This is a genomic window from Faucicola sp. SE7633, from assembly GCF_059264685.1.
Genome location: NZ_JCADBW010000008.1, coordinates 1 through 12,679, shown reverse-complemented (window position 1 = coordinate 12,679; position 12,679 = coordinate 1). Strand labels below are relative to the sequence as shown.

At 51.3% G+C, this 12,679-nt stretch carries 13 protein-coding genes and 1 pseudogene; 4 read left to right on the top strand and 10 right to left on the bottom strand.

The features are described 5' to 3' along the window. Positions 1 to 65 precede the first annotated feature (65 nt). From AC5L4R_RS04555 to AC5L4R_RS04545, 3 genes are all read right to left on the bottom strand, one after another. The gene (locus AC5L4R_RS04555) at positions 66 to 1,550 is read right to left on the bottom strand and encodes a right-handed parallel beta-helix repeat-containing protein (protein ID WP_494472886.1); all 1,485 of its coding nucleotides are present in this window, start codon (positions 1,548 to 1,550) and stop codon (positions 66 to 68) included. A 62-nt stretch (positions 1,551 to 1,612) separates the two neighbouring features. Continuing rightward, the gene (locus AC5L4R_RS04550) at positions 1,613 to 2,365 is read right to left on the bottom strand and encodes a hypothetical protein (RefSeq protein ID WP_494472885.1); all 753 of its coding nucleotides are present in this window, start codon (positions 2,363 to 2,365) and stop codon (positions 1,613 to 1,615) included. A 357-nt stretch (positions 2,366 to 2,722) separates the two neighbouring features. Continuing rightward, positions 2,723 to 2,767: a helix-turn-helix domain-containing protein gene (locus AC5L4R_RS04545; protein ID WP_494472944.1), complete on the bottom strand. Its 45-nt coding sequence runs from the start codon at positions 2,765 to 2,767 to the stop codon at positions 2,723 to 2,725. Between the two features lie 292 nt (positions 2,768 to 3,059). Between AC5L4R_RS04545 and mltG the strand changes: the two genes are divergently transcribed. Together mltG and tmk are read left to right on the top strand one after the other, a co-directional pair. Further along, a complete protein-coding gene (gene mltG / locus AC5L4R_RS04540; RefSeq protein WP_494472884.1) occupies positions 3,060 to 4,199 on the top strand; it encodes an endolytic transglycosylase MltG in 1,140 nt (379 codons plus the stop codon). A 43-nt stretch (positions 4,200 to 4,242) separates the two neighbouring features. Next, entirely contained in the window at positions 4,243 to 4,881 is a 639-nt protein-coding gene (tmk, locus tag AC5L4R_RS04535) for a dTMP kinase (RefSeq protein WP_494472883.1), read from the top strand. Positions 4,882 to 4,942: 61 nt separating this feature from the next. Here the strand turns inward: tmk and nadB are convergent, their stop codons facing one another. From nadB to ubiG, 7 genes are all read right to left on the bottom strand, one after another. Then, the gene (gene nadB, locus AC5L4R_RS04530; protein WP_494472882.1) at positions 4,943 to 6,700 is read right to left on the bottom strand and encodes an L-aspartate oxidase; all 1,758 of its coding nucleotides are present in this window, start codon (positions 6,698 to 6,700) and stop codon (positions 4,943 to 4,945) included. Positions 6,701 to 7,363: 663 nt separating this feature from the next. Continuing rightward, positions 7,364 to 7,576: a hypothetical protein gene (locus AC5L4R_RS04525; RefSeq protein ID WP_494472881.1), complete on the bottom strand. Its 213-nt coding sequence runs from the start codon at positions 7,574 to 7,576 to the stop codon at positions 7,364 to 7,366. Between the two features lie 3 nt (positions 7,577 to 7,579). Next, positions 7,580 to 7,867 carry a toxin C-terminal domain-containing protein gene (locus tag AC5L4R_RS04520; RefSeq protein ID WP_494472880.1) on the bottom strand — a complete coding sequence of 96 codons (288 nt, stop codon included), beginning with the start codon at positions 7,865 to 7,867 and terminating at the stop codon, positions 7,580 to 7,582. 424 nt (positions 7,868 to 8,291) lie between these two features. After that, on the bottom strand, positions 8,292 to 8,558 hold the full coding sequence (locus AC5L4R_RS04515) for a DksA/TraR family C4-type zinc finger protein (protein WP_494472879.1): 267 nt from the start codon (positions 8,556 to 8,558) through the stop codon (positions 8,292 to 8,294). Between the two features lie 95 nt (positions 8,559 to 8,653). Next, on the bottom strand, positions 8,654 to 9,415 hold the full coding sequence (locus tag AC5L4R_RS04510; protein WP_494472878.1) for a YciK family oxidoreductase: 762 nt from the start codon (positions 9,413 to 9,415) through the stop codon (positions 8,654 to 8,656). 28 nt (positions 9,416 to 9,443) lie between these two features. After that, on the bottom strand, positions 9,444 to 10,154 hold the full coding sequence (locus tag AC5L4R_RS04505) for an HAD family hydrolase (RefSeq protein ID WP_494472877.1): 711 nt from the start codon (positions 10,152 to 10,154) through the stop codon (positions 9,444 to 9,446). 13 nt (positions 10,155 to 10,167) lie between these two features. Continuing rightward, positions 10,168 to 11,004 carry a bifunctional 2-polyprenyl-6-hydroxyphenol methylase/3-demethylubiquinol 3-O-methyltransferase UbiG gene (gene ubiG, locus AC5L4R_RS04500; RefSeq protein WP_494472876.1) on the bottom strand — a complete coding sequence of 279 codons (837 nt, stop codon included), beginning with the start codon at positions 11,002 to 11,004 and terminating at the stop codon, positions 10,168 to 10,170. A 322-nt stretch (positions 11,005 to 11,326) separates the two neighbouring features. Here ubiG and AC5L4R_RS04495 point away from each other — a divergent pair, with 322 nt between their 5' ends. Next, a complete protein-coding gene (locus tag AC5L4R_RS04495; RefSeq protein ID WP_494472875.1) occupies positions 11,327 to 11,965 on the top strand; it encodes a thiol:disulfide interchange protein DsbA/DsbL in 639 nt (212 codons plus the stop codon). 193 nt (positions 11,966 to 12,158) lie between these two features. Further along, positions 12,159 to 12,679, top strand: a pseudogene (locus tag AC5L4R_RS04490) (hypothetical protein); the annotation flags it as partial.

Sequence of the window (12,679 nt, the reverse complement as noted above, 5' to 3'; positions counted from 1 at the left end):
CCCATCATTGTAGCATGTGGGCACATACTTGTGCAGCCACCTGTTAGCGGCTACACATTTTAGTATTATTGGGTTTGGGTATACGCTTGGCTATGCCCAACAAACTCAATCGTGGGTTGGCGCGCACCATTGGCACAGCGGTTGTCCAAGATGCGGTTATTTTTGACCACGCCTTCGCTGGATTGCTCACGAACGGTTGAGCCGATGACGATAGGCTGCTCAAGGTCGCTGGCAAAGCAATTACCCTGTACCAAATTGTTATCATCTTCAATAATGATGGCGTTTTTGCCACTGGTAAAGTCATTGTCAAGCACTTGGTTGCGCTCGGCCTCATCGAGATGATACCGCGTAAACGGTGTTTCGCTGATGGTGTACGCGCCACAGGCAAAACCTTTGAGGTTGCGCGATTGACGGGCAGCAATCCACACGCTGACAGGTTCATTGGCAAACACATTGTGCGCGATTTGATTGCTGTCGCTGCCTTGCGTGCGCAAAAAGTGGTTGCTGCGGCTGGGGTCATCGGCGTGCTCAAAGCAGTTGCGGTATAAAAATATACCGCCTGCGCCGTTGTGATCAAAATGCGAATACTCGATGCGGTTATTGACCGATGAATCAATCGCGATGGCTTCGCGGTTGGGCTTGCCCGTGCGAAAGCCATTTTGGCTAAAATAGCTGTGGCTGACGGTGTTATGGCCGCTGCCAAATTCAAAATACAACCCAACCGTACCTGCCTTGACCACACCAATGCCGTATAGATGCACACGCTGAACATGGTCACCGATAAAAATACCGCTGCTGCGTGTGTGGGCCACCAGCAGGTTATCCACCCAAATGTCATGCGGCGATTGCTCGCGCTGGGCGGCAAGCGTGGTCTTGCCTGCGGTCAGCGTCTCATAACGCGCGTTGGCAGGTGTTTGTTGCTCGATGATTAAGCCGTGATTGTAGCCCAATGTCAGGCAGTTTTTGATGCGCACATTGTGCACGCCTGTGGGCTGATTGGGCGGTGTGCGCACGGCAATCGCGGTGATGGTGTCATCGGTGCTTGACAGCAACGCGCCTTGGCAGTCTAGCGTCGTGTCGCTGTCGGTGATGACAAAGCTGATGTTTTGTTGCCACAAATCGGCATTGGCAGGCACCAAGCGCACGTTGCCGCGAATGGGCACAACCTGCCCATGGCTTAGCGTGCGTACGTCCAGCTCGGTAACGGCAGCGTCGTTGGTGGGCTCATCGCGCACAGGCGCAAACTGACGCATCTTGTCGGCAAGCGACTGCATGGCTTCGCGCGTTGCGGCAAATTTGGGCGGTGGTTCATGATAGGTGTTGCTGTGGCTATGCTGCTCGATTTTGCCGAGCAATGCCTCGCCCCACTGGCTAATCATTTGTGCCCATTTTGGACGGGCGGCGGTGGATGGTAACATTGGCTGACCTTGCGCTTGACGGGTGGCAAAATAAAACTGGGCGATGATAACAACCATCAGCAGCCCAATGACACTAAAAGCAACACCAGTATAGCGTAAGTAGCGCGCGCGTCGAGGGGGTTTATTGGGCATGGTTTGTTGGATTTTGTAAGCCGTTGTGGTTGTGCCTCAAAAGCTGAGGTTAAACGCCAAATTTAGGCCTGAATACGAACGACCTGCAAGGGCGCTTTGCTGGTCAGACCATCAAGGGCGCGCGCGATTTGTGCCAACGCGGGTGTGGTCTGCGCGCTTGGTGCTGCGTCGTCTAGCAAGGTCACGCCCAGTGCAGGCAAAATCTGCGCCAGTTGTTGGTCACTGTTTTGTCCAAGCGTGGCAAGTTTGGCATCGCGTGCCTTGTCTGCCGCGCTAAGTGTGCCAAAGCACGGTTTGTTGAGAGCCTTTAGCATCATCAATTTACCAAACACATCCGCGCCTGCCGCATCCAGCCATTGCCCTGTGATAAGCACGCCATCGGCATCCAGCGCATTGACACGCTGCACCAGCCGCGTAAGCCAGCCTGCAGAGCGCAATGCCCCCACACGCAAATCATGCACCACCACCAATGTCATGGGCTGATTATCAACCAACCTTGGCAAGTCTTTTGCCAATATCGTCTGCCGATGCACGCTTAGCCGATTTGCTGACCACAGCCGCCAACCGATGCCAACCAATGCCAACACCAACAGCACGCCCGTGAGCGTATTGGCATGACCCCAAACCAGCATCGCACCTGCCCAAATCGCCAACCACAGCAGCCACCACACGGCATTGTGGATAACCAAACGCCCCCACAAGCGGACAAAGTCGGCCGTTGAACGCGGCACGGCATACGCATTGAGCGTCTGCAGGCACGCCAGTACCAGCACGGCCAACCCAATCCACCACCCCACATGACCCAAATTTGCCAACACGCGCATTGCTTCCAGTTTATTTACCCAAATTTAACGATTTTTGCCCCCCCAAGCTTATGCAAAGTGAGGCAGTCAAGCCCAAAGACGTAAGTTTACAGCAACAAGCGATACAAAGGTAAAATTTGACCCACTCTCACCACCACAGCCTGTACGTCCCATGACAACCTTATAGGTTACCACCTTTTGCCATATCGCCATCGCGCAATCGTATCGGCAGGGGCAAGCTGTCTAACTTGTGCTGACCATACAAGCGTATCTTACTGCATAAAATTTTTTTAGACGTAAAACGTGGAAATTTAGCCCGACTTTTGAAAAAGAAAAGTTGGTCAATGCGCTAGGTAGGCTGAGTAAGGTTTATTCGCTATTGGGGTAAATTCTGTATTCGTAGGCTTTAAGCATAGCTTGTTAGCTGATTGAAATATAAATATAATTTAGCAGTGTCCTTATTTAGTGTCAATGATGCCCAATCAGCCAAAATCCCATTATCATTGCGTTTATACCCACACTTATCACTGAGTGTGGGTGACAAACCACCGCAGACAATGCTTGTCTGGCGCTATATCGGCTAAAACAAAAACAAATCGTCACCGACCTTTGTCAAAAATGGGTAGTAGAGGTTTTACAGTTGAATATTGCTATTTTAGCCAAACCTTGCTACATTCTTGCCAATTTTAGCCAGACACCCACGACTATGCCAACACCCAACGCCCCCAAACGTCCAGATTCCAATGAACCCGACTTGCTTGACCGCTCCAAACGCGCCTTCACCGACCGCGCGGCAGGGCGACGTACAGGGCGCACACGGCTGTGGGTGCTGCTCATTGTGCCGCTGCTGGCGTTGGCGTGGCTGGCATACGCCTACCAACAGACCCTATACGCGCCAAGCAACGCACCCAAACACATGCTGACGGTAGAAAAAGGGCAAACGTACTATGGGCTGATTGACGACTGGGACAAAACCCAACGCATGTTTGTTGCGCCATTGGCAAAACTGTATATCAAAACCCACGTCAAAACCCCTTTGCATTCAGGCAGTTACCAGATTCCTGCCAATGCCAGCTTTGCCCAGTTTTTGGACGTTTTAGCGCAAGGTGAGAAGGTTGCGTTTGTCAAAGTCCAAATCATCGAGGGCAAAACCGCCAAAGACTTATACCGCACACTCAAAGACAACAGCGGCATCACCAACGATGTCATCAGTCAAGACGGCAAGCGCGTTGATAGCGCAAAATTGGGCTTGGACTTGCCTGCCGATTACATGCCAGACGGCAACCTTGAGGGCTGGTTTTCGCCCGATACTTATTATTTTAATGAAGGCAGCAGCGACAAAAAAGTCCTATCTGACCTCTTTAAACGCCAATATACCGCACTGATGGACAACTGGCAAAACCGTCAAGCGGATTTGCCCTACGCCAGCCCGTACGAAGCCTTGATTATGGCATCCATCATCGAAAAAGAAACCAGCGTACCCAGCGAGCGCAATGAAGTGGCAGGCGTGTTTGTCAATCGGCTACGCAAAAACATGCGCCTACAAACCGACCCAACCGTGATTTATGGCATGGGCGAGCGTTATGACGGCAACATCCGCAAAGCCGACTTAGCCGAAAAAACCGCCTACAACACCTACCAAATCGACGGCTTGCCACCCACCCCGATTGCCCTACCCAGCATTGAGTCGATTCAAGCCGCGCTGCACCCAAATGACACCGATGCCTTGTATTTTGTCGCCACGGGCAACGGTGGGCACAAGTTTACCAGCAACCTTGCCGACCACAACCGCGCGGTACAAGACTACCTGCGCGTGCTGCGTGAAAAACGCGCACAGGGTAATTAATTTGACGTGTTTTTCAACAAAGTAAAAAAGGCGAACGCACGATATGACAGCGCGATTTATCAGCTTTGAAGGCACTGAAGGTGTGGGCAAAACCACCTTGCTTCATGCCCTTGCCAAGCATTTGCGTGCACAAGGCATGGATGTGCTGACCACGCGTGAACCCGGCGGCAGTCCGTTTGCCGAGCGTTTGCGCGCGCTTTTGCTTGACCCTGCCACCAGCATGGCAGATGATAGCGAGCTGTTGTTGATGTTTGCTGCACGCGCCGATCACCTTGCACAAACGATTTTACCTGCATTGGCAGCAGGTAGTTGGGTGCTGTGCGACCGTTTTGTTGATTCAAGCGTTGCTTACCAAGGGTTTGGGCGCAAGCATGGCGACGCTGAGACACTGGCAAAAATCCATACCTTGAGTAAGCAGTTTGTCCCACGCTTGCCCGATTGCACGATTTGGCTGGATTTGCCCGTGGCGCAAGGCATGGCACGCGCCAAACGCCGTGCCAACTTGGATGCCACCACGCTTGACCGCTTTGAGCAGCAGCAACTGGCGTTTTTTGAGCGCGTTCACCAAGGCTTTGCGTATTGCCAAGCCCACGCGCCCAAACGTGTGCAGCGCATTGACGCATCAGGCGACACACAGACGGTCTTGGCGCGCATCGTGGCCGCGGTCGAACCGCTTGGTTAAGCGCGCCACTTAGCATGTCGCACCAAAAATTTGGCGCTGACATTGACCCGTTTGCCAGCGTTTATGGCATGGCAGGCGTTAGCACCACATCGGCAGGGGTGGGCAAAGATTGCGGAAAATCGCGGTTATAATGCAGTCCGCGCGACTCATGCCGCCGCAGGGCGCAGCGCACAATCAGTTCTGCCACCAACAACAGGTTACGCAGCTCAATCAAGTTTTTATTGAGGGCAAAACTGGCGTAATACTCTTGCATTTCTTGTTTTAGCAGCAAGATTCGGCTTAGCGCGCGGTGTAGGCGTTTGTTGGAGCGCACGATACCGACGTAATGCCACATTGTGTGGCGCAGCTCATCCCAATTTTGTAGCAAAATCACCGCCTCGTCTTGGTCGGCGTTGTCTTTGATTTGCCACGTTGGAATGGTGGGGATGACGGGCGCGGTGCTGGCATGGCTGTCACCCATATGCGCCGCCGCGCTCATGGCATACACAAAGCACTCAAGCAGAGAGTTGCTCGCCATGCGATTGGCACCATGCAGCCCTGTGAATGACGTTTCGCCAAGCGCGTACAGGTTAAGCACGTCCGTTTGCCCATGCTGATTGACGACCACACCGCCGCAAGTGTAGTGCGCCGCAGGCACGACAGGGATTTGGTCTTGGGTGATGTCAATGCCAAACTCTAGCAGCCGCGCGTACAACGTGGGAAAATGCGCTTTGACAAATTCAGGGTCTTTGTGGGTGATATCCAAATACACATGCCGCAGCCCCAGCCGCTTCATTTCAAAATCAATGGTTAGCGCGACAATATCACGCGGTGCAAGCTCGCCACGCGTATCAAACCGCAGCATAAAGCGTTCGCCCTCGGGGTGATTTTCGCACGGTGGCAAGCGCAAATACGCACCTTCACCGCGCAGGGCTTCGGTCAGCAAAAATGACCGCGCCTCAGGATGGTACAAGCAGGTTGGATGAAACTGGTTAAACTCCAAATTCGCCACGCGGCAGCCTGCCCGCCACGCCATCGCAATACCGTCCCCCGTGGCGATATCAGGATTTGAGGTGTACAAATACGCCTTGGACGCACCGCCACATGCCAATGCAACAAAACCTGCGCCAAACGTCAGCACGCGCTGCGTCTTGGTATCAAACGCATACACACCAACCGCGCGATTGGGCTCACTTAAGGGTTCATCAAAATGCTGCGCCAGGCCATTGGTGGTGATGACATCAATCGCTATCAGGTGGTCAAACAAGGTGACGTTTTGGCGTTCGCGCACACGCGCAAGCAAGGTCGTGGCTATCGCTTGCCCTGTGGCATCGGCAACATGGGCGATACGCCGCCGACTGTGCCCCCCTTCTCGCGTCAAATGCAAATCGGTGCTGGTGTCATCTAGCGTAAAATCAACACCTTGTGCCAACAAAAACTCAATCACCTTGCGGCTGTTTTCTACCGTAAAGCGCACCGCCTCTTCATGGCACAGCCCTGCGCCTGCAATCAGCGTGTCGTTGATGTGCGCTTCAACCGTATCATCTTGCGCCCACACCGCTGCCACACCGCCTTGTGCATAATACGTGCTAGACTCCAACGGCTCATCTTTCATCAGCATCGCCACCGACAAGTTTTGTGGCAATGACAGCGCCAATGTCAGCCCTGCTGCACCACCACCGACAATCACCACATCAAAGTGTTGCACCGCATCTGCAGCGGCACACGCACGCAGCGCGGCCTCAGCATCGGGCTTGGCAGCGGCAAGCGGCACGGTATCATCAATGGCACGCGGCGGCATTAGGCTCGGTTCAATCGCGCTTGGCGGTAGGTCAATCATCTGTCGGTACTCGTATCGCTACTGGCTAAAATAGCTTAGTCTAACATAGCTTGTTGAATCGGGCCGCCTAAAAGCAGCTCATTAAAAAAAGTGGCTGATTGCAAGTGACTGATTAAACATTGCCGCTTGGTCAAACAGCCGTGGCTGGCACAGCCGCTTGCCGATTCAGCAATCCTAACAAGCTGGCTAAAATTTGATGCATCATTTTAGCATATTCTGCCAAGGCTTTCCGATATGGTACAGTAAATTTCGGATAAATGGTAAACCGTGGGGGTTACTAGACCATGCAAAACGACTTCATGAACGATTACAACAACTTGCTCAACGAGTTAGAGCGACAGTTAGCCGAATTGGTAACGACAAACAACACTCAATCACAACAAATAGAACGATTGCGATTGACAGCAGTCAATCGCAATTTGACCGCACAGAACGGGCGATTGAACAGCGAGAACGAGAAACTAGCCAACATCAACAGACAACAGAACGATTTACTTACCAAACTGTTAGGGAAATCCAAAAGGAACTAAACCCAAATCAAGTTAAAGGAATAAGTTTGTAATACATTTGCTTTACAAATAACGTGCAAATGCTAACGCCCTGCGGTTGTTGGCTCAAAAAAATAACCGATTTTTAAAATCGGCTATTTTTTTGAGCTTGATATTAAATATGCAAAGCACAATAAACTTTTTCATCTTTATTAGGGTCATCTTTGCTTGGAACAAACCCCTTACTAACAAGTTTTACAGAATTGAATGTTTTGCCTTCATCATTGGTAACCATCACAATTAAATCTTGGTCTTCAAAGCTTTGTAATTCTTTGATGAGTTCCTTAATCGTTTTAGTTCTATCTTCCCACTGTACAATATCACTCATAAATTAATCCCCAATTCTGTTTAAATTTTCGTCATAAGTACCAAGACGTGTTGTTTTTGAACCCAATCTTGCCACAGAACTAGCTGCTTTCCACGCTCCGCCATTATGACTATCAACATCTGGCGTAATATAGGGCAACCCTTTTACAACTGCTGATTTTGTTGCTTGATAGACTGGCTGACCGTTTGAACGCTCATTAATTTTACTATAGCCTAATTGTGTAGCCTTAGCTGTTGCTGCTGCCGTAGTAGCAAAATATGCTCCTGCTTGAGCCTGTGTAACTAGAAACACAATTGCTGAACTAAAAGCAAATCCTAGTGTTAATACTTTAAGAAAATTTTTTATAGTAACAATCCCTATTTTTTGGAAAAAATTAGCACCATAACACCTTACAATCTGTTATTTTTTGTTTAGTTTTTAAAACCCAATTCGTTTAAATATTGGCGGTAAAATTCGACCTTTTTGCTATTGCCTAATTCTGATTTAACACGATTTAGGTAATCTGAAGCACTTTCGCCCATGCGAGCGTGCCAGTTTGTAATCTTGTCGACAATCTTAGGGGGCAAAGGCTTCAATCTGTGGGCTAGTCAAGTGTAAGGGTAGCTGGTGTCGCGCCTTTTGTCCAACCAAAACCAAAAAAAACGGCAATCGCTTGTTGATCGATTGCCGTTGTTCATGCGATAGCCTGTCAAACACCCACGGGCAATGCTCACCGTTAGCGCAGTTGGCTATCTTTACTGCCACGGCGGTTAAACAGCTCAAAGGCTTGTTGGTGTTGCTCAAGCGCCTGCTGACATGCCACACAGTAGCGCACCCCCGGCATAGCAAGGCGGCGCGCTTGCGGAATTGGCTGACCGCATTCATCGCAAAATTCGGCGCTCTCACCCGTTGGTAATGCACGACGCGCGCGGGCGATTGCGTCTTCAACCGTTGCGCTGATTTGTTCTTGCTCGGCACCGTCAGCCGCCCATCCACTTGCCATAACGCTCCCCTATTTTTTGCGTTTCGCTTTGGTTTAACCAAGTCAATATGGGGCAAAAAATGGTTAATTACAAGCAGTTAAACCTGACAGCGTGGTTATTTGGGCTGCAAGTCAATCACCTGCCCTTTGACATCACGGCTCACATCTGCCATCAGCGCGACATACGCTGCCATCAAGTCTGTGGGCGCACGTAGGGTATTGGGGTCTTCACTGGGATAAGCACTGGCGCGCATTTGGGTGCGCGTCGCACCGGGGTTGATGACATTAAAGCGCAGTTGGGTGGTGGTGTGGGTTTCTTGGGTAAAAATATCGCACATGCCTTCAAGCGCGTGCTTGGATAAGGCATACGCACCCCAAAACGCACGCGGACGGCTGCCCACACCACTACCTGTGAACACAACCGATGCCATCGGCGCGGCGCGTAGCAGTGGTAGCAAGGCTTGGGTCAGCAAAAACGTTGCGGTGAAGTTTACGCGGATGACTTTTTCAAACAGCGCAGGGTCATACATCTCAAGCGGAGTCAAAACACCCAAAATCCCTGCATTGTGTAGCACGCCATCCAAATGCCCGACTTCTTTTTCAATCAAATGCGCCAGTTGCACCATTTCGGTGTCGCTTGCGCTCTCAAGATTCAGCGGCAACAGCGCAGGCTCTGCCCCACCTGCCGCTTCGATGGCATCGTACACGGCTTCAAGCTTGCTCATGGTTTTGCCAAGTAGCAGCACAGTCGCGCCATATTTGGCATAGGTCAAGGCGGCAACTTTGCCAATGCCATCACCTGCCCCCGTCACCAAGATATTTTTGCCGCGCAGGCAGTCGGCAGGTGGCACAAAGGCGCGTAGCTCGTCATGGGTCATCAGATTTTCCTTAAATTAAGCCTCAAAATTAAGTCTTGGCAAGATTGAGCCAGTCTTCTACCAAGCGCGCCAAGTCTGACGGCGTGGCGGCGATGGCATCGGCTTGCCAGTCGGCAAGTTGGTCACGCTCGGCAGGCAATACATAGCCATACGCCGCTGCGATGGTCGGCATACGCGCCGCGTTGCCTGCTTGGATATCTCGCAGATGGTCGCCAATGTATAAGCACGCGCTGGCAGGCGCACCCAACTGCTTGGCGGCAAGATAAAGCGGCTCGGGGTCGGGCTTGGGGTGTGCCACGTCATCACCGCAGACCAGCACGGCACAACGCTCGGCTAAGCCGATGGCTGTTAAGAGCTTTTCGGATAGGGTGCGCGGTTTGTTGGTCACCACCCCCCACGGTATGGCGTTGGTTTCAAGTTTATCCAATAGCGGCAGCAGGCCATCATACACGCGGCTATCAACACAGATATCCGCGGCATAGCGGCGCAAAAATTCTTGCAAATTTGCCGCCAACATCGGGTCGTCATCAGCAAGGCTTGCGCCATCGTTGCCAAACATCGCCCGAACCATCGCGCGTCCGCCTGCTGATACTTGCTCTCGAATCAACGCCTCACTGGGCAAAGGCAAATCTTGCTCGCGGCACATGGCGTGAATCACGCGGATAAAATCGGGCGCGGTGTCAATCAGCGTGCCGTCAAGGTCAAATAAAACCGCTTGCTGAACGTGAGCGTTTGCCATGCTTGGTCTGCCTTTATTTAGCATTGGGCTTGTACACCGCCAACATGTAATTGACATCGACGTTTTGTGCCAACCAATAGTGGCGTGTGATGGGATTATAATGCAGTCCAATCAAATCCTGACGGCGAAAGCCGCTGTGCTCGGCAAAACGGTCAAGCTCAGCAGGTGTGATAAACTTGGTAAAATCATGCGTACCGCGCGGTAACAAGCGCAGCACATACTCCGCCCCGACAATGGCAAACAGATACGACTTAGGATTGCGGTTAATCGTTGAGAGTACCAACACGCCATTGGGCTTGAGCAACGTAAAACACGCATCAATGATCGATTGCGGATTGGGCACGTGCTCAAGCATCTCCATACAGGTGACCACATCAAACGCGCCTGCGTGCGTGGCGGCAAAGTCTTCCACCGCCACGCAATCATAAGTCACATCCTGCCGTGTTTGGCTGGCATGGATTTTTGCCGCCTCAATGTTTGCTAGACCCATATCAATGCCCGTCACGCGCGCGCCACGCTCTGCCATGCTGTGCGATAAAATCCCGCCGCCGCAGCCAACATCAAGCACCGTTTTGCCCGTCAAGCCTGATTGCTGACGCGTGATAACTTTCTGCTCAATCCAGTTGAGGCGCAGCGGATTGATTTGGTGCAAGGTGGCAAACGCGCCGTTTTTGTCCCACCACTGACTGGCCAAGTCATTGAATTTTTGGATTTCTTGCGCATCGACATTTTGCTGGCCGCTAGACTGGTTGCGCGCTTTTTGTGCAGTCGGCTGTGCGTTTGGCAGGGGTGCGTCAGTGTGGCTGTGCTGCGCGTTGGTATTGGGCTGGTTGTCATTGAACTGATTCATTGGGCTACCGTGAATAATCAACTGGATTTAGTAAGCGTTAAAAAAATACAATAGGCAAGCGGCATTGTAGCAAATTTTTGCCAATCGGCTGTAGCGATTGTGTGGCGGATGTTTTGGTTTGGCGGCAAGCCATTAAACTTGCCGCATGCGATTCTTGCCCATGCCTTGCCACGCTGTCGGATTTTTTTAGCAGTTGTCAGTTTTGGTTTGGCATTGCGCAAGGTGCATGGTAAGCTATAATGGCAAAAAAAATCGGACGACGTTGCCGATTTTAACCGTATTTTGAGCACAATTTTTTAATTTTTGATAGCAAGGCAACACCATGAAAACATTTGCAAGGCGTGCGTTGGGGGCAGCGGTTGGGTTGGCATGGGGGCTAGCGGCGCTGCCTGCCTTGGCGGCGGATTTTGTCGCGGGCAAAGACTACACCGTGCTTGCCAATCCTGAAAAAATCGACGGCAACAACATCATCGTGCGCGAGTTTTTTTGGTATGGCTGTCCACATTGCTATAAGCTTGAACCGTATATGCACCAATGGGCGCAAACCAAGCCTGCTGATGTGGTGTTCTTACAAACGCCTGCCGCGCTCAACCCCGTGTGGGAACAAAACGCACGCGGATTTTATGCCGCGCAGCTCATGGGCTACCAAAACAAAACCCACCAAGCGATGTTTGATGCCATCCAAAAAGACCGCCAAAAGCTGTTTGACCAAGCCAGCCTCGGTCAATGGTACGCCTCGCAAGGCTTAGACATCAATAAATTTAACAGCCTATATAATTCATTTGCCGTCAATACACGCATTGCGCGTTCTGCCGACGCGGCGCAGCGGTATCAGCTAACGGGTGTGCCTGCTGTGGTGGTCGATGGCAAGTATGTGGTCAGCGGTGAGGACGGACGCGTGCCGCAAGTGGTGGATTATTTGGTCAAAAAAGCCCGTGCCGAACGGGCAGCGGCTAAATAACTTACCACTTTAATTTAGATAACCTTTTAATAATGGCTTAATTCAACGTATTAAGCCATTTTTTTGGTATTTTTGGCTTGAACCTGCTGAATTTTTTCTCACTTCATCATTTTGTCACACAATCTTTCTAAGCTATGCCGTTATCGGTATCAAATTAACCCAATCTTAACATTAGACGTAAAAAGGTGCTGTGATGAAACTACGATTTCTAACCCTAGCCGTGGTCGGCGTACTGTCTTTGGCCGCATGTAATGACGATGACAACGACACCAAAATCGTTGCCGTCGATTCACCAACCAACACTACCCCAGCGCAGCCTGCCCAACCAACGCAGCCAACCACCCCAAGCGTCACGCCCACGCAGCCCAATACCCAGCCGACCACGCCAATCGTCATCGAGACCTATTACCAAACCAAAACTCCTTATCAAGCTCCCAAAGATATCGCCAATTTGCCAGCCGCACCTACAGGCTACGTGCCTGTTTATACTCAATTGCTGGCGCGTCATGGCTCACGCGGCTTGTCGAGCATCAAATATGACTTGGTGGTATACCGTATGTGGCAACAGGCCAAAGCTGATGGTGCATTGACCGAGCTTGGCGAAAAACTTGGCGATGATGTACTTGCTATCATGCAAGCCAATTTCTTTTTGGGACAAAACGTTGATGGTGTGAGCTTTGATGCCAAAAAAGGTGGCTACGGCAACGAAACCCA

Excerpts from the sequence above, each read along its gene's own strand:
- AC5L4R_RS04555 (WP_494472886.1), bottom strand. The coding sequence starts at position 1,550 with ATGCCCAATAAACCCCCTCGACGCGCGCGCTACTTACGCTATACTGGT.
- mltG (WP_494472884.1), top strand. The coding sequence starts at position 3,060 with ATGCCAACACCCAACGCCCCCAAACGTCCAGATTCCAATGAACCCGAC.
- tmk (WP_494472883.1), top strand. The coding sequence starts at position 4,243 with ATGACAGCGCGATTTATCAGCTTTGAAGGCACTGAAGGTGTGGGCAAA.
- nadB (WP_494472882.1), bottom strand. The coding sequence starts at position 6,700 with ATGATTGACCTACCGCCAAGCGCGATTGAACCGAGCCTAATGCCGCCG.
- AC5L4R_RS04525 (WP_494472881.1), bottom strand. The coding sequence starts at position 7,576 with ATGAGTGATATTGTACAGTGGGAAGATAGAACTAAAACGATTAAGGAA.
- AC5L4R_RS04515 (WP_494472879.1), bottom strand. The coding sequence starts at position 8,558 with ATGGCAAGTGGATGGGCGGCTGACGGTGCCGAGCAAGAACAAATCAGC.
- AC5L4R_RS04510 (WP_494472878.1), bottom strand. The coding sequence starts at position 9,415 with ATGACCCATGACGAGCTACGCGCCTTTGTGCCACCTGCCGACTGCCTG.
- AC5L4R_RS04505 (WP_494472877.1), bottom strand. The coding sequence starts at position 10,154 with ATGGCAAACGCTCACGTTCAGCAAGCGGTTTTATTTGACCTTGACGGC.
- ubiG (WP_494472876.1), bottom strand. The coding sequence starts at position 11,004 with ATGAATCAGTTCAATGACAACCAGCCCAATACCAACGCGCAGCACAGC.
- AC5L4R_RS04495 (WP_494472875.1), top strand. The coding sequence starts at position 11,327 with ATGAAAACATTTGCAAGGCGTGCGTTGGGGGCAGCGGTTGGGTTGGCA.